Consider the following 21,845-nt stretch of genomic DNA (forward strand, 5'->3'; position numbering starts at 1 on the left):
CCGTTTAAATCTTCCGGTTAAATCCTATAAATCCTTATAATCAATTTAATCCTGGTCAAATTTAATCCTGGTCAAATGGTTACCGTAATTTTTTCCTTCAGCATTTCCCTGGTAGTGTGTGCAATACCGGCAGCATCGAATCCGCATTCGCGGTAGAGTTCTTCCGGTTTGCCGTGTTCAATGATCCTGTCAGGGATGCCCATTATTTTAATAGCTGCTTTGTATTGATGTGCAGCCATGAATTCCAGTATGGCGCTGCCAAATCCGCCCAGTATGGCGCCATCTTCTACAGTGATCACTTTATCAAATGACTGGAAGATGTTGTGCAGCATGGCTTCGTCGAGTGGTTTTACAAAGCGCATATCATAATGTGCGGGTTGTAAGCCGTCGGCTATCAGTTCTTTGCAGGCTTCGGTAACAAAGTTTCCGGTGTGGCCCAGCGAGAGGATAGCGATATCTTTTCCATCACGGATCTTGCGGCCGGTACCTGGTTTGATGGCTTTGAAGGGTGTACGCCATTCCGGCATCACGCCTTGTCCGCGCGGGTAACGGATCACGTAAGGGTTTTTATTTTCAGGAAGTTGTGCGCTATACATCAGGTTACGCAGTTCTTCTTCATTCATGGGGGCGCTGATGATCATATTCGGGATACTGCGCATGTAGGCAATATCGTAGGCGCCATGGTGTGTAGGTCCGTCTTCGCCTACCAGTCCTGCCCTGTCGAGGCAAAAGATAACCGGCAGTTTCTGAATGGCTACATCATGTACCGCCTGATCAAAGGCGCGCTGGAAGAAGGAAGAGTAAACGTTGCAGAATACGCGCATGCCCTGGGTGGCCATACCGGCAGAGAGGGTCACTGCATGTTGTTCGCAGATACCTACATCAAAAGCGCGTTCCGGCATTTTCTCCATCATGAATTTGAGGGAGGAACCAGAAGGCATGGCTGGCGTGATGCCGATGATTTTATCGTTCTGTTCAGCGAGTTCTATCATGGTATGACCAAAAACATCCTGGTATTTAGGTGGTTGAGGTCTTGTTACCTGTTTCTTGAAAATTTCTCCGGTGATTTTGTCGAACAGACCGGGCGCGTGCCAGGTGGTCTGATCTTTTTCTGCCAGTGCATATCCTTTACCTTTTGTGGTAACGATATGAAGCAGTTTAGGGCCGGGAATATCTTTCAGGTCCTGGAGGGTATCGGCTAGTTTGGTGATATTGTGACCGTCGATAGGGCCGAAATAGCGCATCTTCAGTGACTCGAACAGGTTGCTGGATTTTGATACCACGCCTTTGAGACTGGCTTCCAGCTTGGAGGCCATATCGCGGGTGAAACGCTTGCCTACAGGCAGTTTTCCGAGCAGATGCCATACATCGTCGCGGAGCTTGTTGTAGGTAGGTGAAGTGGTAATATCTGTCAGGTATTCTTTGAGTGCACCCACGTTAGGGTCGATGGACATGCAGTTATCGTTGAGGATAATGAGCACGTTGGCATTGGCCACGCCGGCGTGGTTCAGTGCTTCAAAAGCCATACCTGCTGTCATGGCGCCATCACCGATGACGGCAATATGCTGACGGTCAAATTCTCCCTTATAGTGAGAGGCCATGGCCATACCCAATGCAGCAGAGATAGAGGTAGAAGAATGCCCTACACCGAATGTATCGTATTCGCTTTCATCTCTTTTAGGAAACCCGCTGAGCCCTTTATATTTCCTGTTGGTCGGAAATTCTTCCCGCCGGCCGGTGAGGATTTTATGGCCATAGGCCTGGTGACCTACGTCCCATACCAGCTGGTCATAAGGCGTGTTATATACATAATGTAGCGCCACAGTAAGCTCTACTACGCCAAGGCTGGCCGCAAAATGGCCGCCATGCACACTTACAACATCAATAATGTACTGACGCAATTCGTCACACACCTGGTGGAGTTGTTCTTTATTCAACTTTCGCAAGTCAGCAGGATATTTTATCTGGCTTAACAGTTGACCGGCCGTGATGTTCATATTAATGGCTCAGGGTTTATAATAAGTGACAAAAATACTAAAAAATATGGGTTATATAGTGCGGATAAGCAGGGAAAATGAGACAGTTTGCTGATATTTGACCATTCAGCGGGTACCATTCGCCATTTACCAATAATGATTCACCATTTATAACAATTAGGTATCCGTAGGGTAGTGCATACGGTACTTTTGAAATACAGGGGAAGTTTACTAATTTGAATTGATGTTTAAACAGATATCTAAATACTGGTGGTGTCAGATGCTGGGGTGGACGGCATATTTCTCAGTTAACACATTTTTTGCCATTACCTTCTCCAATAAAGTTCCCGGCATATTTCACTATGTGAATGTACTGGTATTTATGGCTTTTGGTTTAATTTCCACGCATCTTTTCCGCAATATTATTCACCGGTTTAACTGGGTAAACTATAGTTTTGAAAAGCAGCTCCTGTTATTTTTCGCCATGCTTACCGGCACCGGCATCTTACTCTACCTGGGATATTATTTTGTGCTGAGCTTTGTGTGGAAAGGGAAGGCAATGTTTGCACCTGTTTTCGTGGGAATTGCATCTTCCTTCATTATTACTGCTATCTGGTGGCTCATTTATTTTATCTGGCATTATATTGAGCGGAACAGAAGTTCGCAGGTAGGACAGCTACAACTGGAAACGACCGTAAAGGAGCTGGAATTGAAAACTATCAAGGCGCAGCTGAATCCCCATTTTATCTTTAATGCGCTGAACAGTATCCGGGCACTGGTGGATGAAAACCCCCAACGGGCAAGAACAGCCATCACAGAGCTTTCCAATATCCTACGTAGTTCTATGGCCACTGAAAAAGCCGAAACGGTGAGCCTGGAAAACGAATTGAACATTGTAAAGGATTACCTTGCATTGGAACACATCCGTTTTGAGGAACGGCTGAGTGTGCAATATGAGATTGATCCGGATACACTGGAAATGCCGGTACCTCCGATGATGCTGCAAACACTTGTGGAAAATGCGATTAAACATGGTATTTCCAGGATGATCAGTGGCGGTACGGTATTTATTACCTCCAGGCTTATCGGCATGCAACACGAAATTACCATTGAAAATACCGGTCAGATAGTAGAAAATAACATAAACGGGCATGGATTTGGCTTACAGAGTACCAGACAAAGGTTGAGTCTGCTATTTGGAAACAGAGCTACCTTTGATATCAGAAACAAAGATGAGAAAACGGTTGAAGCCAGGGTGGTAATGCCGTTGCTTTGATCACTTGTTATACGGAACGGCTGTAATGGGTAAGTAGCCGATTACGGCATTATTATTTATTAATAAATTTAATCCTCAACCAAACTTCATATTGCCAATGAAAAAAGCATTGATAATAGATGATGAACGCCTAGCCAGGAGTGAACTGAAAAAATTGCTGGCAGATCACCCGGAAATTGTGGTGGTAGGAGAAGCTGTGAACGCGAAGGATGGTATAGAAAAGATAGAAACACTGCATCCTGACCTCCTGTTCCTGGACATTCAGATGCCGGATAAAACCGGATTTGATCTGTTGGCAGAACTGGAAAAAACGCCACAGGTAATTTTTACAACCGCATATGATGAATATGCGCTGAAAGCATTTGAGTACAATGCGCTGGACTACCTGTTAAAGCCGGTAGAACCTAAGCGTTTGGCCGATGCTATTCACAAATTGCATCAGCAGGATGAAAAAGATCAGCTGGCTGCTGCCGGCGGTATCCGTACCCTGTTGTCTGAAAACGACCAGGTATTTGTGAAAGACGGAGACCGTTGCTGGTTTGTGAAATTGCAGGAAATTCGCCTCTTTGAAAGCGTAGGCAACTATGCCCGGGTATATTTTGAAACCAATAAGCCACTCATTCTGAAGTCGCTTAATGCACTGGAAGAAAGACTGGACGAACGGGTATTTTTCCGTGCCAACAGAAAACATATTGTTAATCTGCGGATGATCGAAAAAATCGACACCTACTTCAATGGCGGTCTGTTATTGGAAATGCGTGGCGGTGAAAAAATTGAAGTGAGCCGCAGACAGGCGGTGAAGTTTAAAGAGATGATGAGCCTCTAAATATTTTGGGATTTTTTGATTTACGAATTTAGGGAATTGAAATGCAGCGAAGATCTACTAGATAACCTCTGCTGCATTTCAATTCCCTAAATTCGTAAATCAAAAAATCCCAAAATATTTTTATGCTTTTACTGGAACGGAATGTACGGCGTCCGCCAGTTCTTTGATGAGTGAGAGGTCGTTTTCGATGGCGTTTCCAACTACAATAATGTCGGCGCCTGCTTTGCAGTTGAGGTATGCTTTTTCGGCATCCCGGATACCACCACCTACAATAATGGGTACATCTACCTGGCTGGCTACCCGGCTGATCATCGTTTCCGTGATCGGGATACGGGCACCGCTGCCGGCATCCATATAAATCACTTTCATGCCCAGCATCTCGCCTGCCATTGCTGTACACATGGCAATATCTGCCTTATCTGATGGAATGGGAGTTGCATTACTGATATAGGATACGGTAGTGGGGGCACCACCATCTATCACCATATAACCGGTGGAGATAACTTCCAGCTGACTTTTCTTTACGGCCGCAGCAGATACTACATGCTGACCTATCAATAACTCGGGGTTTCTACCGGAGATCATGGAAAGATAAAGCAATGCATCAGCATACCGGGAGACCTGAGAAGGACTCCCCGGAAATAAAACTACGGGTATATTGCAGCTGGCTTTCAGCTGCTGCACACATTCATCAAGATGATCGGTAATTACCAGGCTGCCTCCAAGGAAGATATAGTCTACTTTGGCGGCGATACATTTCGCAGCAAGCTCAATGATCCCGGCAGGGGTAACCTTATCCGGATCAATCAAAACCGCGAATGCTTTTTCTTTCCTGGCCTTTCTTTCGATGAACGAAGTGTATATTTTATTGTACATCAATAGCGCATTGTTCCGGTTGTCGCAAATGTATAATATTTTTATTAATAACCCACATTGCTAAATAAATATGCATGCAATCCATTTTCTATTCATGAACTTCATGATACTTATTGCCTTATAAGTAACACTTACGGTTAAAGCTTTGTTAAAGGCAAATTTTGAGCCGGATTTATTTGTATCAGTTTGGTTTATAACAAATACGGTGGCAAACTGTTTGTGCAATTATCCACAATCTGTGCATAATAAAACACCATTTCTCCGCGTATAAAAATTAATTTAGAAGACACCCGTTAAGAGTCATTAATCTAATCCTAAGAAAAAATTCATGGGCATGAAAAATCCAGTCAATAATAAAAGTGGGCTCGCGTTTTCCCGTCATTTTACCAAGGAAGATGTGCGTCCGTATGAGCAGTTTGTATATGATCTGCGTTCTTCAGTGATCCGTAATCCGGGTGGAGATATTGTATTTGAGATGAATAATGTGGAAGTACCGGAGGGATGGTCGCAAATAGCCACGGATATCCTGGCGCAGAAGTATTTCCGCAAGGCGGGGGTGCCACAGGGAGATGGCAGCCTGGGCCGGGAAACGTCTGTAAAACAGGTGGTACACCGTATGGCTAATTGCTGGCGTGCCTGGGGAGAGCGGTATGGTTACTTTGCTTCCGAGAAAGATGCACAGGTTTTTTATGAGGAGTTGAGCTATTGTATGCTTAACCAGGGCTGTGTACCAAATTCGCCGCAGTGGTTTAATTCCGGGTTATTTGAAAGCTATGGCATCAAAGGAAAACCACAGGGACATTACTATGTAGAACAAAATACCGGCAAGCTGGAGAAATCCACTTCAGCCTATGAGCGTCCCCAACCACATGCCTGCTTTATTCTGAGTGTGAATGACGACCTGGTGAATGATGGCGGTATCATGGATCTGTGGATGCGGGAAGCGCGCATCTTTAAATACGGCTCAGGCGTGGGTACCAATTTCTCCCATATCCGGGGAGATGGTGAAAAGCTGAGTGGCGGCGGTACTTCCAGCGGGCTCATGAGTTTCCTGCGGATCGGGGACCGGGCCGCGGCGGCCATTAAATCGGGTGGTACTACCCGCCGGGCGGCCAAAATGGTTTGCCTGGACCTGGACCATCCTGAAATCATGGAGTTCATCAACTGGAAGGTGGAGGAGGAAAAGAAAGTGGCGGCACTTATTGCTGCGGGCTATTCTGCCGACTATGAAGGAGAAGCGTACAGAACCGTATCCGGACAAAATTCAAATAACTCCGTTCGTATCCCCAATAGTTTCTTTCACAAGCTGGCAGCAGACGGTGAGTGGGAATTAAAAGGGCGTACCAATGGCAAGACGATGAAAACGGTGAAGGCAAAGGAACTTTGGGAGCAGATAGCCTATGCTGCCTGGCGCTGTGCTGACCCCGGAACCCAGTTTGATACTACTATCAACGAGTGGCATACCTGTCCACAGGGAGGGCGTATTAATGCCTCTAATCCCTGTTCAGAGTATATGTTCCTGGATAATACTGCCTGTAACCTGGCATCTGTCAATCTCCGCCGCTTTTTTGACGAGGAAAAGAACCTTTTTGATGTGGCCGGCTTCGAATACACAGTGCGGCTGTGGACGGTAGTACTGGAAATTTCCGTACTGATGGCCCAGTTCCCATCCAAAGAGGTGGCACAGCTGAGTTATGAATACCGCACCCTGGGGTTGGGATATGCCAACCTGGGCTCCATGCTGATGGTGAGCGGGATTCCTTATGACAGCGATGCCGCGCGGGGTATTACAGGAGCTATCACCGCTATCATGACGGGCGTAGCCTATAAAACATCAGCGGAAATGGCTGCCCACCTGGGTACTTTCCCCCGGTATGAAGAGAATAAGACCGATATGCTCCGGGTGATGCGGAATCACCGGGCAGCGGCCTATGATGCCACCGATGCCTATGAGGGGCTGGAAATAGCTCCCAGGGGAATTCATGCAAAATATTGCCCGGATTACCTGCTGAAAGCAGCTACCAGGGCCTGGGATGAGGCTGTACAATATGGTGAAAAGTATGGATACCGGAATGCGCAGGCAACGGTTATTGCGCCTACAGGGACTATCGGGCTGGTGATGGATTGCGATACCACGGGTGTGGAACCGGATTTTGCGCTGGTGAAATTCAAGAAGCTGTCTGGAGGCGGTTATTTTAAGATCATTAACCAGTCTATTCCAACCGCATTAAAGAACCTGGGATACAAGACCAATGAAATAAAAGCTATTGTGGATTATGCCAAAGGTACCGGCAATTTTGCGGGCGCGCCTTATATTAATCACCAGTCGCTGAGTGAAAAAGGGTTTATTGCCGAAGAGCTGAAGAAGCTGGATACAGCGGTGGCATCTTCTTTTGATGTTTCCTTTGTATTTAATGTATACACCATGGGAGAAGCCTGTTTGCAACGGCTGGGATTCACGCCGGAGCAGTATTTCAACCTGGAGTTCAGTTTACTGCATGCCCTTGGCTTCAATGATGAACAAATAGAGGCGGCCAATGACTATATCTGTGGTACCATGACGGTAGAAGGGGCTCCTTATCTGCAGGACGCGCATTTGCCGGTATTTGACTGTGCTAACAGGTGTGGGAAGCATGGAGAAAGGTATATCCATCCTCATGGTCATATCAGGATGATGGCGGCGGCGCAGCCATTTATATCGGGTGCTATCTCCAAAACTATTAATCTTCCCAATGAAGCAGCTGTGCATGAGATTGCAGATGCTTATCTGATGAGTTGGGAGCTGGGACTGAAAGCCTGTGCCCTTTACCGGGATGGCAGTAAGTTAAGCCAGCCTTTGAGCAATAAGAGTGACAAAAAGAAGCAAACAGATACCGTGGCAGCGGCTGCTACGCAGGCGCAGATCGTGGATCTGGATCAGTTAACGATAGATGAGTTGCTGGAAGAAGTGAATAAACGCATGCTGGCCAGTAAGGATACGACCCTGAAACGTCAGCTTTCCCGTATTGTGGAAAGGCAGACTTTACCTTCCAGGCGTACGGGCTTTACGCAAAAGGCCAAAGTAGGCGGACAGGCTATTTTCCTGCGTACGGGAGAATATAATGATGGTACGTTAGGTGAAATATTCATAGATCTTGCCAAGGAAGGCTCTACGCTGCGGAGTTTGATGAACTGTTTTGCCATTGCTGTTTCTGTGGGATTGCAGTATGGAGTACCGCTGGAAGAGTTCGTGGATAAGTTTGTGTTTACCCGTTTTGAGCCGGCAGGTATGGTAGATCATCCGAATATTAAATCGGCAACTTCGTTGGTAGACTACATTTTCCGTGTGTTGGGGTATGAATATCTGGGCCGTACGGACCTGGTACATATCCTGGATGCGCCGGGAAATACGGGCGAAGAAGATCATGACCAGGAATCGGTCATTCCGCCGTTGTCCAGTGTGCGGGTCACCTATAAAGGGAATAATAATGCGGGTGAGGCCCCCAGGGCTGCAAAACAGCAAGCTGTAGCAGCACATAACCAGGAGCATGGAACACAGGACTATATGAGGAGTATGCAGAGCGATGCACCTGCTTGCAGCACTTGCGGACATATTACCGTACGATCGGGCACTTGTTACAAATGTTTGAATTGTGGCACCAGCATGGGTTGCAGCTGATTGCATGTTATAACTGTTGTTAATGATATGTTATTGTGCCCTTAAAATTTCAAAGAAAAATAACATGCCCTTACCTTTGTATTCAAATAGGGTTTTCATAGGATAGTAACAAATTGAGGGTGCCTTTCTAGGCACCCTTACTTTTTAGCTAAAACCCGCTTTTTAAAACCTCTCTTTTCTATCCTTTCTTTTCTCCCTGTATTCCATCGGGTGAGAGGTTGTTGATTTCTGTCTAAAAAAAATCAATTATTTTCTTCTTTTTCAAATTAATCATTCGAATATTCGTATTTATTTAATTTTAAGGCAATTGCTATCGTCATTATATAATTTTATTATATTTGTTATTGTATTAATTTTTATTATGGTTACTGTCCTATGAAAAACCAATTATTCCTACGCCGCGTGATTCATCATGCACTGTAAATGACTCTCGAAAGCAATGGTTCGCCATTGCTTTTGTTTTTTCCCTCATTTGTATAATATCATCATATATTCCCCTAAATGCTATAGAGACTGCTGGTACTTTTCGTATTTTTTGTTAAAAGCTGAAAGGGAATAGTTAAAACCTGAAGAATTTCAAAATATAATTGTATTTTTAGACTCGAAAATTTGACGCCTTATGAAAAAGCTGTTGTTCATGCTGTTGGTAGTTTTGGCCGCAGCCGCATCAGCGAAAGCCAACACTGGTTTCAAGTATGGAGATAATAATGGGGATAAAAACGGGGACAACAACGATAACCGTAATAATGCCAAAAACAACGATAAGCCAAAGCCTGTAAGGGTAGAAGAGTTTGTTTTATTATTTCCAAGGGTAGAAACTGTAGAGAAAGTAGATGAAGCAGAGTTGGAAAAAGCTATTGTGGACCTGTATAAGTGGTATTTACAAAACGAAACTAAAATAAACACCAACGACTTCCTGAAAGGAGGTGGTAAGGAACTTGCTTTCCCTTTTAAAGTGGATCCAAAAACCTTGCAACAATATTTCCTTTTCATCAAGAAAAATTTTCCGGGCTTCAGCGAGGACGATCTGTCTACCGTAAAACGCAACCGGAAGAAAGACGCACCTGTTACTGTGCGTGATGAAATGGATAATCCTATGTCGATTTCCGTTAACAGATAAAATCGTTTTGCCAGGCGCTGATGCATTTAGAGTTTAGCTATAATAAGAGAGAGGTGTTGGATGCATTGCGCTATCATTTTATGCAGCGGGGCGAAATAAAAGTATTTCGTAACACGCTTATTATCCTCTTACTAGCCACCATAGCGGGATATGCCTTTAATATGGTGACCACCAACGCACTTACCGGTATCTCTTTCATGATATTGCTACTGGGTTGGGTATTCTGGTACCTGCTTCCCGTTTCCATTTATAACAAAGCCGCTACATTTAAAGATGATATTCACCTGATGTATTCCGATGAAGGATTACTTATCTCCACCCGTGCCAGTGAACATCAACGTGCTATCAGCTGGAATAATTTTTCACGCGTGGTGGAAACCAAAAAATTCATCTTCCTCTACAGAGATAAAAAAACTTTCTTTCTTATCCCCACCAGTGCCTTTAAAACAAGTGAGGCATATGATGCGTTTGCACAGATGCTTAAAGCCAAAATCTGACCAGGATTGGCAGGATAGCCTGGATTAGCGGGATGGGTGTTGTATGATATTACCGGATAAAAAAAGCGCCTGCTATATGCAGGCGCTTTTTTAGTTGGTTTAGTTATAGTTGAGTGTTGTATCAGAATTTATTAAACCAGAGTTTATTGCCTTTAGTATCTGCACCAATAGCAGAAACGGCCGCATCGTAACTGGCTTTGTTTTGTGTTTGTTCAGACTGTGGATAGGTTAAACGGTAAGGCACAAACGGTGCGGAAAGATCCAGCGATTTGGAATATGGTGCAATAAACAGCGGCTCGCCACCTGGCTTGCTGAAATGCAACCTGGTTCTTTCAAACCAGGCCTGGAAACCTTGTGGATAAAGCGATAGCCATTTCTGGGTACCTATCACATTTCTCCAGTCGGCAGCTACATAAGGTACCTTATCCAGGTATGCCTGGATAGTGGCATCGGTAATATCTGTATTATTGGTCAGTGAGCGCCAGTAGCTGATAGATGCTGTAACGCCATTGTTATAATGGGTAGCGGCATCCCCTACATTCATGCCGCGGGCTGCAGCTTCTGCCAGGATGAACTCTACTTCTGAATAACTCATCAGTATACCCGGCATCGTGGCGCTATACACCTGCGGCCCCGGATAGGAATAATGATCCAGTGCCAGCCGGTTAGAATCTGAAGCAGCCCAGCCATACAACATCCCTTTAATGGTATCATCAGCATGAGAAGGGCGGGCGTAAATTTCCAGGCGTGGATCATTCACACTTTTCATATAATCCACTAGCGTGGCGCTCACTGCAAAGTCAATGACAGGGCGTTGCGCTTCGTTTTGCGGATATTGATTGGGCGCCCCATCCAGGTATTGGAACTGTGCATTATCTGCATTGCTACTCAACGCATTTTGATAATTCGCCTCAATTACCTGTTTTGCTTTTGCCGGATCGGCATCAGCCATACGGATAGCCATTCTCAGCAACAGGGAGCTGGCGAGCTTTTTCCATTGCATCACATCACCGTTGTAGATGACATCACCGGAAGTGAAACTGGTTTGTGCAGAATCAAGGATACCGATCTGTGCTGTCAGCGTATCGATGAGTGAACTATAAATGGTTTGTGCATCATCGTATTTAGGCGTGATGTTGGTCGCATTCTGAAAAGCGGCTGTATACGGAACGTTGCCATATGTATCAGCCAGGATCTGGAAGATCCAGGCACTGGTGATTTTGGCGATTGCATTTTGATTCGCCACACCCGGTTCGCTTAACTTCTCATTGTTCTGCTTCACCAGGTCATCGAGGTTGTGTAATGACACCCTGTACAACGTATTCCAGAAAGCGGCGTTGTTACCTTCATCCAATGTATACTGGCTGTCATTGGTCCGGGAGGTACCTGTCCAGAATTGCGCATAGCTCATCGCGATGTACCCGTTTTGCAATCCATTATACAGCATATCCATGGTGCTCTTTTGTGCACCGGTGAGCAGGTACTGTGGTTCCGTAACCGTTGGCTTGGTTGGATCACGGTTCATATCATCCAGCTTTTTACAGCCGGTAATAGCCAGCGAAGCCAAAAGAATCAGTGCACCACTATATTTTAAAATCGTTTTAGTCATCTTCACAAAATTTAGAATGATACATTCAGGTTTATGCCATAGGAACGGAGTGACGGTAATGCACCGCCTTCAATTCCCTGCACATTGGAAGCGGAATTGAGGATATTGGACGGATCCACATTGGGTGCATTGGATTTTATCAACCACAGGTTACGGCCATAAAGAGAGATGCGGGCTTGTTGTGCACCAATCTTTTTGTACCATGACTCCGGCAGGTTATAACCAAATTTGGCTTCTCTCAGGTAGATATAACTTGCATCATAGAGATTGGCCTTGCTGATTACATTTCCGCCATTGTAATTGAAATGATCCTGTGCACTTATATTTGTTGTATTAGGATGACCATCTTCTGTAACGCCCGGAACAACGATGCCATTTTCACGAATACCATTTTCTATGGTGGATTCCAGTAAGCCGGATTTGTTACCATACAGGTTGGTGTAAGAAAAGAAATCACCACCATGCTGGAAGTCAACCAATGCAGACAGATAGAATCCTTTATAAGTGAAAGTATTTGTAACACCACCTACATAATCCGGATAGGCGTTACCGATAGGTTTAATTTCACTTGGAACATAACGGCCATTGGCGTCTACAACTTTCTCACCGTTGAGGTAAGTGTAATCTGTACCACGGATAGTTCCCAGCGGCTCTCCTACCTGTCCTACCACAGATACTTTTTGTGTACGGCGGTCGGTACCGATTGTTAAGAAATCCAGTGAGGTATTATACTGTGCAATATCCAGGTTCAGTACCTTGTTACGGTTGCGGGCTATATTAGCGTTGATGTCCCAACGGAAGCCACCTTTCAGGCGTATCGGATTCAGGTTTAAGCCTACTTCAATTCCTTTGTTTTCTACACTACCACCATTTACATAAGCGCCGGTAAAGCCGGTAGCTGTTGGTAATGCCAGCGTGATGATCTGGTCTTTGGTAACGCGTCTGTAATAAGTAACATCAAGACCGATACGATTGTCCAGGAATTTTAATTCTGCACCTGTTTCTATTTCTGTGGTACGCTCTGGTTTCAGGTCCTGGTTGAATAAAACAGGCGAAAACTGGGCAATCGGATTACTACCGAAAGGAGGTATAAAGTCGTAGGTATTATAGATGCGATAAGGATCGGCATCATTACCTACTGCTGCGAGGCTACCCCTGATTTTACCGAATGACAACCACTTCCAGTCTTTCAGAAGATCCGAGAAGACGAATGAAAGGGATGTAGATGGATAGAAATATTGGTTATTACCTTCTACCAGTGTGGAAGACCAATCACTACGGCCTGTGAGATCCAGGAACAGTAGATTTTTGTATCCCAGGTTGGCAGTAGCAAAAGCAGAGTTGATCTGTTTTTCGAAGTACTGATCAATCACTGTTGCGGGTTGTACAGAGTTGAGCAGGTTATATACATCTTTGATGATGAGGCCGTCCGGTGAAGTTCTTCCACCTGTAACGGTCCATTCACGATGCATCACATTGCCTCCTAAGGCAGCATTCAACTGGAAGTCTTTTCCGAAATCCTTTTTAATATTAGCTGTTAACTGGTAGTTCATTTCCCGGGTGTTGCGTACGCGTTTAACATAACCGCCGGCGAGGTAATCTTTTGCTGTTCTTTCTTCTTCCAGTGTGTTATAGCTGTCCATGAATACGCGGCCGCTGAAAGAGAGCCATTTGGTGGCATCTACATCCAGTCCTGCAGATCCGTAGATCCTGTTGCGGCTATCTGTTTCATAGTCCTTATAACGGTTCCAGTAGGGGCCGTTACTGGAAGAAGGACCTGCATCGTCCCAGGCCCTGCGGTTCCAGGTGATCTGGGAGCCGTCTTCATAAGCATATCTTTTTTCCATATCCAGGTCCAGCTGACGCTGGCCGTACATGGTGAACTGCAAAGTTGGATTTGGTCCGCTGAATCCTGTGCTGGGACGTCCTTTTACACGTAATGAAGTATAGTTTACAGAGGCCAGTGCTCTCACACCTTTTGCCAATTCATAGCTACCATTGAAAGAGAGATTATTTCTTTTGTTTGTAGCATTTGGAAGAACAAAGCTCTGGTCCATATTGCCGTAAGACAAGCGGAAACTGCCTTTATCGTTACTGCCTGCCATGGCAATATTGTTGGTGAGTGTGAAGCCGGTTCTGTAAAAATCTTTTACATTATTTGGATGCGGAGTCCAGGTATCTGTTTTGCCGAAGAAAGGATTATTTTTTTCTTTATCCCATGACCAATAAGGGCGTATTACCTGGCCATTCAGTTTAGGTCCCCATGATTCATCTACGGCGTACTGTGGCATAAGATCGTAACGACCTCTCCCATTATTATCATCGTAGGTAGCACTTTGTTCATTCAGAAATCCTTCCGGATGTTCATTATAATAAAGCGTATCAAATTTTCCTGCGTTACCACCGCCATATTGGTTCTGGTATTTTGGCAGTACAGCTACCTGATCAATTTGTGCATTCATGCTATAAGTAACGCCGATCCCTTTTTCACTATCGGGGCGTTTCTTAGTGCTGATCAGTAATACACCGTTAGCACCGCGGCTACCATATAAAGCAGTTGCAGCAGCACCTTTCAGTACGGATATATTTTCGATATCTTCCGGGTTGATGTCCTGCATCGGGCTACCATAGTCATATCCACCGCCACCGTTCTGCTGGCCGGGATCGTTGGTAACATCATTCATCATGGGTACGCCATCGAGTACAAAGAAGGCATTGTTATCCCCGAGAATAGATTTGACACCGCGGATGGTAATTTTAGTGGCACCACCCATGGAGCCGGTATTGCTACTGATCTGAACGCCGGGAACTTTACCGGTGAGCGCATTCACGAAGTTTACTTCTTTGGCTTCCTGTACAGCATTACCACTTACTTCCTGTATGGCGTAACCAACAGAGCGTGGATTCTTTTTAATGCCGAGGGCTGTTACCACTACTTCTCCCAATACTTTTTTATTGGCGCTGACAGGCGACAATGTAACGGCCAGTGGTTCCCTTTTGTCGATAGGAATGGTCTGGTCTGCAAAGGTTGGTGAAGTAACGAGAATGGTATCATTGATACCCGCCTTGATGGTGAATTTACCGGTAGGGTCGGATTGTGCATTCAGTCCGGCTGATTTGTTTTTGATGATGGCGCCTGGAATGGGCGTGCCTTTATCATCTTTTACCAAACCGTTGAGCGTGAATTTTCCAACGTCTTTTTTAGCGGTAGCTTCATCAGGAGGAAGGATCAAACCTGTGTCCTGCGCGGGCTTTTCAGCCTTTGAAGTATCAGTGGCTGGCTTAGTAGTGTCCGTTGCAGGTTTCGCCGTTGTATCCTGTGCGGGTTTCGCGGTGGTGTCCTGTTTCTCCTTTTGCTTTATGGAAGAGTCGGCGGCAGCGGGTTTAATCACTACTACGGGAACAGAAGTATCCGCGGGTTGTTGCTGGGCTCTTAGATACCTTTCGGGTTTTGTGTATGCGCTGCTGGAGGTATAGCAGAAAAGGGCATAGCACAGCCCCGTCCAGGCTAGTACATGGCTTCTCATCGTTTTATTCGGATTAGGTTACAAAATTTTTTCTGACAGTTTTTTGCTGTCTATTGTTCTATTGACAATACCCATCAATATAACAATACAATCAAAACGCCTTCTACAATGGGTTGCAGCGGCAAAAAAAATATTATTTCAGGTTTTTCCTCATTTCGTAGTGTGGAATGCCCACCTCTGTAAATTCTTCTCCACAAGTTTCGTAGCCCAGTTTGTGATAGAAGCCAGTGGCCTCTTTGCGGGCATGCATGCTCAGTATATGAAAGCCGTTTTCAACAGCATATTGTTCTGCATAAGTGATAATATCGCTGCCGATTCCTTTGCCCTGCCATGTTGGCGAAACCGCCATTTGCCGCAGCTGTACGGTGTTTCCGTTTGTTGGTGTGAGGATACAGCAACCTGCTAAAAAGGAAGTGTCATCAGCTGTTTTTCCGAAAGCACCAATCAGTACATCATTTATTTCCTGTTGAAGGTATTCCTGTGAAAACGTGAGCCCTAGCGGCTTACGTAGTACTTCATTTCTCAGTGAGATCATATTCTGATAGTCGCAACTACCGTATTCGATTATACGAAAATCCAGCATCTGTATTATAAGTTTAGCCTACTGCAAAGGTAAATATGTCTTGTCAATGCAGTGTTTGAGCGGGGTTTGCACAGTAGTTCGCTTTACAGGCCCACAAAACCTGTGAAACAAATAGCTTGCCAACAGCAGGTAGCGATGCCATTGTTTTTTGATGCATACTATCAGCTGAATGTTTCCAGAGCTAATGCATCCACGATGAGTTGGGCAACAGATTTCACCTGCAACATATCATCTTTAATCAGCAGTGCGTTGGGATGTGTATCTGTACAAATGATACGTTTGATGATACCGCTGTTTTTTATTTTCTGAAAACCATTACCCGCAAAGATGCCGTGGGTGGTGATTACACAGATTTCTGCTGCACCGGCATCCCGGTAAGATTCCGCCGCATGAATGAGAGAGCCACCGGTACGGATCATATCATCATAAATAATAACTATTTTATCTTTTACATCTGCGCTGATGGCAGTGATGGCTGTTTCATCGCCGGAGATACGGCGTTTGAAAACGAAGGCAGCCGGAACATGCAGGTCATTTGCCAGGGATTCTACCCATTTGGCGCGGCCGGCATCAGTACTAGCCAGCACGAAAGGCCTTCCTGCGGCCATTTCCAGGGCAGCTTCCTTTACAAAATCTTTAGCGTACAGGTGCATGGGGCGGATACCGCTTTCGAAATACCAGGTGATCCCATCCACATGCAGATCTATCATTACAATCCTGTTGCCCCGCGAAGTATTCGGGAGAGAAGAGAACAACACCGCGCGTGTTTTGGCTTTTACTATCTCCCCATATTTTACTGCCCGCTCCATAGTAGAATAACCAAAGAAAGGGATAACAATTGTAAGCGATAACGCTCCCAATTGGATTGCACCACTGGCCAGATCATAAAGTTCCAGTGTTTCCTGATCGTCGATAGTACCACCTATAAGTACTACTTCTTTGTTGCCTACATTACTCAATATGCGGTGATAGTGTTCCCCATCCGGGAAATCCCGGATCTCCAGTTTCCCGTTTTCGCACTGATCACCACAAAGTGATAAAATGCGATCTTTCAGATACTGATAATGCTGTGTAGCGAAAACAATCCTATGTGGCATGATAATAGTGAATTGAGGTAAAAATAAGCTATTTATTAGCCTGGTTATTAATAATTTTGCCTCCCAACAGGCGATTATGCACGCTTTTTTAACTTTTCATTTGCGAGGGGAACATTAAATTTGGAGGATTACTTAATTCATGATTCGTATTACAGCATATATCGGAGCACTGTTTTTTTTCTTTTTCATAAGCCTACAGGATACATTAGCCCAGGTGCGCATGTCCGGTATGGTAGCAGATCAGGATACCAGAACAGGATTACCTTTTGTTTCTATCGTTAACAAGAGAACTTTAACAGGAACGCTCAGTAGTGAGAGCGGACGTTTTTATATCGAGGCAATGCCTGGTGATACATTGGAATTTTCTATGCTCAGCTATGCACAGAAACAGATCGTTACGCCAGGGATGTCAGCTACACAGGACGTATATCTGCAAAGACGTTTGTTTGAGCTGCAGAGTGTGAATGTGATGGGAAGCAATCACCGCAAAGATTCCCTCGCCATGCGCGATGAATACGACCGGTATTTCAACTACCGTAAACCCGGCGCTATGGATGTGCTGAAAACACTGCCGGCAAATCCTATTACCGCTTTATCTTACCTGGTACCCAGCAAAGCACGTAAACGTAAAGAACAGTTCCATGAACAACTGCTTTACTGGGAGAAAGAAAAATTTATTGACTACAGATATTCCCCTGAAGTAGTAGGTAAAATGACCAAACTGCAAAGCCCGGAACTGGACTCTTTTATGTATAAATACCGCCCCGGCTACCAGTTCCTGAACACGGCATCGGAGTATGACCTGTTGTTGTATATCAAGCAGTCGTTTGAAGAATATCAGAAGACAAAAGGTGTGCAACGGAAAGAAGAACCGGTGGGGAATTGAGAAGGTGTTTTAGATAAACCCACTATTTCCCCATGAGCTCTTTAATAATAATATGGTCAACTGCCGACTGATTGTTTTACCCTATCGGCGATATTTTTAAAATGTTGGGACATCGCTGCATAATCTTTTTTCGCCATCATTTGTTTATCAAACAATGTACTTCCCATTCCAACACCGGTGGCGCCAGCTTTGAAAAATGCTGCTATATTATCAAGAGAAACACCTCCTGTGGGCAGCAATTTGATTTTATTTAACGGACCTTTTAGCTCTTTCAAATAAGCCGGACCAAATTGTGTTGCCGGAAAAATTTTTACCACATCGGCTCCCAGCTTCCAGGATCTGTATATTTCTGTTGGCGTTAGTGCACCGGGGAAAACAGGGATTCCTTTTTCCACGCAATGGGTTATTACGGCTTCATTCAGAATGGGTGTAACAATAAACGATGCACCCGCTTTGAGTGCAATTTGTAACTCATCTACTTCGCAAACCGTACCGGCGCCTATATTTAAATCCGGATAAGCATCTACTAATTCACTTATAATATCCGCAGCTCCATCGGAATTCATTGTTATTTCCAAAGTAGTGAAACCTGCTTTTTGATAGAATGGAATAATTTCCGCAACGATATCGGCAGGAAAATTCCGCATAATACCTACGACCGGCATTGCGTTAAAAGTTTCCCAGGAAAATTTATTGTTCATTTTCATACCCTGAATTATTTACAATTTTAATCAGTATCCTGCACAAATCAGTATTCGTCCATTTGCTCAATCGTCTTTATCTGTCCCCTGATAACGGCGGTTTCGACGATTTCCTTCAATAGGTAGGTTGTTTTATCAGCAAGTCCTGAAAGCTGGATAGCACGTTTATAAAATTCGTATAAGTTACTACCTGCGCACAAAAAAATCTGATCAAAAGATTTAGATTTCAACGTAGATATTTCTTCACCAATCAGTAATCCGCTAAGGTAGAAATAGTTTTCCTTAGCAGATTTGTGCCCAAGAATATCCCATGCGCGGATCTTAAATAACTCTTCCAGGAGGGATGAGGTGGTCTGACTTCTTAGTACCCCCTGATCGAAACTGTTGAGGTCCATCACACTGGCAGCTGATGTATCAATTGAATCTTTGAGGATGGTATGCTTACACAGCATATTAAAGACCTCTCCCGTCATAAAAGTATTAAAGCCGGTTATAGTGCCGTTTTCACACAGGATGTGTTTACAATGTGTACCCGGGAAGGTGTAAATGAGTTTACCGTGCCGACCTGTTTCGTTTGCCAGGCCTACTAATTGTACCTCTTCGCCCCGCATGATATCGGAGTCGCCGCAAACGCCGGAAATTACTTTAATTCCGTTTGGAAATAAAGGATGTCTGATAGTGGCTACGTGCAATCCTTTTCCGTTAATTTGAAAAGGGAGGTGGGCATATGGTAATTCACGGATACCGATACTGGAAGAAGCCATCCCTGAAATGACAATTTCTATTTCTTTTGAAAGCTGTGTTTTTAGCTGATTAATTTTCTTCTTCAAAAAATCAAGAAAGATAAATTCACGATCGCCCCCCTTTTCCTGCCAGATTGAAAATATCGATTGAGCCCCATCCGCTGTAATTATTTCTTCGATTACCTGTAAGGTTGATTTTTCTACCAGCCGGAGCCGAAAGTTGGATGTTCCCCAATCAACGCTTATAAAAAAAGTGTTGTTCATCTTTCTATTCGTAATTATTTACCATTCGCAGAATGACCCATCCATATTTCTCCAGATCGGGTTGCTCCAGTTGTGGCCTACTTTAGCCATCTCCCTTACCGCATATTCATCTACTTCAATTCCCAAACCGGGTTTATTATTCTTTTTAATAAAGCCATTTTCAACAGCGAAATCTTCTTTGTTTACAACATAGGAAAGCAGATCGATATTTCCCTTGTTGTAATGAATACCCATACTTGTTTCCTGAATCAACGCGTTTGGTGTACAGAAATCAAATTGTAGTGCAGCGGAAAAAGCAATCGGCCCTAATGGACAATGCAAAGCCATCATGATATCCGAAGCTTCTGCCCAGGCAGCGATTTTTTTGGCTTCCATAATTCCACCTACATGGCTTATATCAGGCTGAAGAATATCGAGGTGACCATGATATATGATATCCTTAAATGCTTCCCTGCCTGCAAGTCTTTCGCCGGCAGCGAGTGGAATCGAGGTCATATTCATTAACTGACCAAAACCCTGGCTATGTTCAGGAAGCAGTACTTCTTCATAAAACATGGGAGAAAACTCCTCCAGTTCCTGCATCAATCTTTTGGCCATATTTTTATGAACCCGGCCATGAAAATCAATCGCCAAATCATTTTCCTCTCCAATGGTTTCTCTTACCAGTTGGATATTTTTCTTTATCTCTTTTATCTTTTTAATGTTCAGATGTACTTCCAACTGACCTGCAATATTTAATTTAACAGCTGAATAACCGGCTGTTATGCGTGCTGTTGCCTGCTCGTGTAATTTTTCGTGGGTATCTCCACCTATCCAGGAATAGATCCTCATTTTGTCGCGTACTGCGCCTCCCATTAATTCATAAACAGGGACTCCCAGTGCTTTCCCTTTTATATCCCACAAGGCCTGTTCTATACCTGATATAGCACTCATTTGTATAATCCCGCCTCTGTAAAATCCACCTTTTGCCAGCACCTGGAAAATGTCTTCTATCTGGTGTGCGTTTCTGCCAATAAGGTATGGTTGTAATTCTTTGACAACAGCAGCAACGCTGGCGGCTTTTCCTTCTACAATAGGTTCTCCCCAGCCGGTAATACCGGACCGGGTAGTTATTTTTAAAAACAGCCACCGGGGTGGGACTTCAAACAGTTCAATTTTCTCTATAATCATTATGATAATTGGTTAAGTGCGTTCATTGGTTTGTTGCCTTGTAATACCGCCGCCACATTGCTAATAGCCCTTTTGAGACAGGCTGCTCTTGCTGATTTAGTACCACCCGCCATATGAGGGGTTAAAAGAACGTTCCTCATATTCTTCAGTTCCGCTGGCACATGTGGTTCATTTTCAAACACATCGAGTACGGCGCCCGCCAATTTACCGGACTGTAATGCCCGGATCAATGCTGCTTCGTCCATAATCAATCCCCTGGAGGTATTGATTACAATTGCCCCTTCCCTGATTTTTGCGATGGCGTTACTATCTATTAAATTACGGGTTTTGGAAGTAAGTGGTATATGTATAGAAATAATATCTGAAGTACTGATTAATTCTTCGAAGGATACCCAGCCTTCTTCTTCTTTAGGCGAGGGGGTATTATAAATGACATTGGCGCCTATTGCCTTCAACATGAGCCTGAGATGTTTTCCAATTGACCCTAACCCAATAATCCCTACTGTTTTCTCTTTTAAACTTATGCCATCCCAGCGGCCTGGTTCAAATGAGTGCCATTTCCCTTGTCTGATAAAATCATCTGATTCCAGCAGTCGCCTGGAGATGGTCATCATTCCTGCAAAAACATATTCTGCCACCGGATAGTTGAAAAACCCCGGCGCATTACTAGCCCAGATATTATGGGTGGTTAGCAATGGTAAATTTAGATTGTCGTAACCAATAGAAGCGTTTGCGATCACCTTCAGGTTATGGGCGTGTTGTATAAGCTCCTGGTCTGCTTTCACCTCGGCAAAATTCACTATCCCATGATAGTTTCCTATTTCAGCGAGGAGATCATTCCGGGGCATTGTAAAACTTCCATTTCCAGGCCAGATGGTTATTGCTGAAACAGGTTCTAATGCACTAACCCATTCCCGGGGGATGTTACCCGTTATTAAAACTTTTGTTTTCATTTGTAAAGATTAATTGATCATTTTAGTATCCGTATTTTTGATCGGGTTACGGTGAGACCATAGACTACAGGCGCGTTTATAGC

General features: G+C 44.4%; 16 protein-coding genes. 6 read left to right on the plus strand and 10 right to left on the minus strand.

What is annotated here, in order from left to right; genetic code table 11:
- Positions 1–71: 71 nt before the first annotated feature.
- Positions 72–1,946 carry a 1-deoxy-D-xylulose-5-phosphate synthase gene (gene dxs / locus ABQ275_RS25755; protein ID WP_349316025.1) on the minus strand — a complete coding sequence of 625 codons (1,875 nt, stop codon included), beginning with the start codon at positions 1,944–1,946 and terminating at the stop codon, positions 72–74.
- Between the two features lie 274 nt (positions 1,947–2,220).
- Between dxs and ABQ275_RS25760 the strand changes: the two genes are divergently transcribed.
- Together ABQ275_RS25760 and ABQ275_RS25765 are read left to right on the plus strand one after the other, a co-directional pair.
- The gene (locus ABQ275_RS25760; protein WP_349316026.1) at positions 2,221–3,252 is read left to right on the plus strand and encodes a histidine kinase; all 1,032 of its coding nucleotides are present in this window, start codon (positions 2,221–2,223) and stop codon (positions 3,250–3,252) included.
- Positions 3,253–3,349: 97 nt separating this feature from the next.
- Positions 3,350–4,078 carry a response regulator gene (locus ABQ275_RS25765; RefSeq protein ID WP_349316027.1) on the plus strand — a complete coding sequence of 243 codons (729 nt, stop codon included), beginning with the start codon at positions 3,350–3,352 and terminating at the stop codon, positions 4,076–4,078.
- A gap of 120 nt (positions 4,079–4,198) precedes the next feature.
- On the opposite strand, the gene ABQ275_RS25770 is transcribed toward ABQ275_RS25765, so the two are convergent.
- Positions 4,199–4,954 carry a geranylgeranylglyceryl/heptaprenylglyceryl phosphate synthase gene (locus ABQ275_RS25770; RefSeq protein ID WP_349316028.1) on the minus strand — a complete coding sequence of 252 codons (756 nt, stop codon included), beginning with the start codon at positions 4,952–4,954 and terminating at the stop codon, positions 4,199–4,201.
- Positions 4,955–5,288: 334 nt separating this feature from the next.
- Between ABQ275_RS25770 and ABQ275_RS25775 the strand changes: the two genes are divergently transcribed.
- The 3 genes from ABQ275_RS25775 to ABQ275_RS25785 all read left to right on the plus strand — a co-directional run bounded on the left by ABQ275_RS25775 (position 5,289) and on the right by ABQ275_RS25785 (position 10,229).
- Complete coding sequence (locus tag ABQ275_RS25775) at positions 5,289–8,612, plus strand: vitamin B12-dependent ribonucleotide reductase (RefSeq protein ID WP_349316029.1); 3,324 nt, start codon at positions 5,289–5,291, stop codon at positions 8,610–8,612.
- 619 nt (positions 8,613–9,231) lie between these two features.
- Positions 9,232–9,732 (plus strand): hypothetical protein, encoded by a 501-nt coding sequence (locus ABQ275_RS25780; RefSeq protein ID WP_349316030.1) that lies wholly within the window; start codon positions 9,232–9,234, stop codon positions 9,730–9,732.
- A gap of 20 nt (positions 9,733–9,752) precedes the next feature.
- On the plus strand, positions 9,753–10,229 hold the full coding sequence (locus tag ABQ275_RS25785) for a YcxB family protein (protein WP_349316031.1): 477 nt from the start codon (positions 9,753–9,755) through the stop codon (positions 10,227–10,229).
- 121 nt (positions 10,230–10,350) lie between these two features.
- Here ABQ275_RS25785 and ABQ275_RS25790 read toward each other — a convergent pair whose 3' ends face one another.
- From ABQ275_RS25790 to prs, 4 genes are all read right to left on the minus strand, one after another.
- Positions 10,351–11,838 carry a SusD/RagB family nutrient-binding outer membrane lipoprotein gene (locus tag ABQ275_RS25790; RefSeq protein ID WP_349316032.1) on the minus strand — a complete coding sequence of 496 codons (1,488 nt, stop codon included), beginning with the start codon at positions 11,836–11,838 and terminating at the stop codon, positions 10,351–10,353.
- Positions 11,839–11,849: 11 nt separating this feature from the next.
- A complete protein-coding gene (locus ABQ275_RS25795; protein ID WP_349316033.1) occupies positions 11,850–15,365 on the minus strand; it encodes a SusC/RagA family TonB-linked outer membrane protein in 3,516 nt (1,171 codons plus the stop codon).
- Positions 15,366–15,498: 133 nt separating this feature from the next.
- Positions 15,499–15,948, minus strand: coding sequence for a GNAT family N-acetyltransferase (locus ABQ275_RS25800; protein WP_349316034.1), 450 nt, complete (start codon positions 15,946–15,948; stop codon positions 15,499–15,501).
- A gap of 161 nt (positions 15,949–16,109) precedes the next feature.
- Entirely contained in the window at positions 16,110–17,045 is a 936-nt protein-coding gene (prs, locus tag ABQ275_RS25805; protein WP_349316035.1) for a ribose-phosphate diphosphokinase, read from the minus strand.
- 139 nt (positions 17,046–17,184) lie between these two features.
- Here prs and ABQ275_RS25810 point away from each other — a divergent pair, with 139 nt between their 5' ends.
- Positions 17,185–17,931, plus strand: a complete 747-nt coding sequence (locus ABQ275_RS25810) for a carboxypeptidase-like regulatory domain-containing protein (protein ID WP_349316036.1) — start codon at positions 17,185–17,187, stop codon at positions 17,929–17,931.
- 56 nt (positions 17,932–17,987) lie between these two features.
- On the opposite strand, the gene ABQ275_RS25815 is transcribed toward ABQ275_RS25810, so the two are convergent.
- From ABQ275_RS25815 to ABQ275_RS25830, 4 genes are read right to left on the minus strand one after another with little or no spacing between them, the layout of a single operon-like run.
- Complete coding sequence (locus ABQ275_RS25815; protein ID WP_349316037.1) at positions 17,988–18,638, minus strand: bifunctional 4-hydroxy-2-oxoglutarate aldolase/2-dehydro-3-deoxy-phosphogluconate aldolase; 651 nt, start codon at positions 18,636–18,638, stop codon at positions 17,988–17,990.
- 41 nt (positions 18,639–18,679) lie between these two features.
- Positions 18,680–19,639 carry a 2-dehydro-3-deoxygalactonokinase gene (locus tag ABQ275_RS25820; RefSeq protein WP_349316038.1) on the minus strand — a complete coding sequence of 320 codons (960 nt, stop codon included), beginning with the start codon at positions 19,637–19,639 and terminating at the stop codon, positions 18,680–18,682.
- Positions 19,640–19,657: 18 nt separating this feature from the next.
- Positions 19,658–20,809 (minus strand): galactonate dehydratase, encoded by a 1,152-nt coding sequence (dgoD, locus tag ABQ275_RS25825; protein WP_349316039.1) that lies wholly within the window; start codon positions 20,807–20,809, stop codon positions 19,658–19,660.
- Complete coding sequence (locus tag ABQ275_RS25830; RefSeq protein ID WP_349316040.1) at positions 20,809–21,762, minus strand: NAD(P)-dependent oxidoreductase; 954 nt, start codon at positions 21,760–21,762, stop codon at positions 20,809–20,811. The genes dgoD and ABQ275_RS25830 overlap by 1 nt, the downstream gene beginning before the upstream one ends.
- Between the last annotated feature and the right edge of the window lie 83 nt (positions 21,763–21,845).

The organism is Chitinophaga sp. MM2321 (assembly GCF_964033635.1).
Classification (GTDB): domain Bacteria; phylum Bacteroidota; class Bacteroidia; order Chitinophagales; family Chitinophagaceae; genus Chitinophaga.

Bases quoted from the DNA above. Each gene is read 5' to 3' on its own strand.
- ABQ275_RS25775 (WP_349316029.1), top strand. From the start codon at position 5,289: ATGAAAAATCCAGTCAATAATAAAAGTGGGCTCGCGTTTTCCCGTCAT.
- ABQ275_RS25815 (WP_349316037.1), bottom strand. From the start codon at position 18,638: ATGAAAATGAACAATAAATTTTCCTGGGAAACTTTTAACGCAATGCCG.
- ABQ275_RS25765 (WP_349316027.1), top strand. From the start codon at position 3,350: ATGAAAAAAGCATTGATAATAGATGATGAACGCCTAGCCAGGAGTGAA.
- ABQ275_RS25820 (WP_349316038.1), bottom strand. From the start codon at position 19,639: ATGAACAACACTTTTTTTATAAGCGTTGATTGGGGAACATCCAACTTT.
- ABQ275_RS25790 (WP_349316032.1), bottom strand. From the start codon at position 11,838: ATGACTAAAACGATTTTAAAATATAGTGGTGCACTGATTCTTTTGGCT.
- ABQ275_RS25780 (WP_349316030.1), top strand. From the start codon at position 9,232: ATGAAAAAGCTGTTGTTCATGCTGTTGGTAGTTTTGGCCGCAGCCGCA.
- ABQ275_RS25785 (WP_349316031.1), top strand. From the start codon at position 9,753: ATGCATTTAGAGTTTAGCTATAATAAGAGAGAGGTGTTGGATGCATTG.
- prs (WP_349316035.1), bottom strand. From the start codon at position 17,045: ATGCCACATAGGATTGTTTTCGCTACACAGCATTATCAGTATCTGAAA.
- dgoD (WP_349316039.1), bottom strand. From the start codon at position 20,809: ATGATTATAGAGAAAATTGAACTGTTTGAAGTCCCACCCCGGTGGCTG.
- ABQ275_RS25795 (WP_349316033.1), bottom strand. From the start codon at position 15,365: ATGAGAAGCCATGTACTAGCCTGGACGGGGCTGTGCTATGCCCTTTTC.
- ABQ275_RS25760 (WP_349316026.1), top strand. From the start codon at position 2,221: ATGTTTAAACAGATATCTAAATACTGGTGGTGTCAGATGCTGGGGTGG.
- ABQ275_RS25830 (WP_349316040.1), bottom strand. From the start codon at position 21,762: ATGAAAACAAAAGTTTTAATAACGGGTAACATCCCCCGGGAATGGGTT.
- ABQ275_RS25800 (WP_349316034.1), bottom strand. From the start codon at position 15,948: ATGCTGGATTTTCGTATAATCGAATACGGTAGTTGCGACTATCAGAAT.
- ABQ275_RS25810 (WP_349316036.1), top strand. From the start codon at position 17,185: ATGATTCGTATTACAGCATATATCGGAGCACTGTTTTTTTTCTTTTTC.
- ABQ275_RS25770 (WP_349316028.1), bottom strand. From the start codon at position 4,954: ATGTACAATAAAATATACACTTCGTTCATCGAAAGAAAGGCCAGGAAA.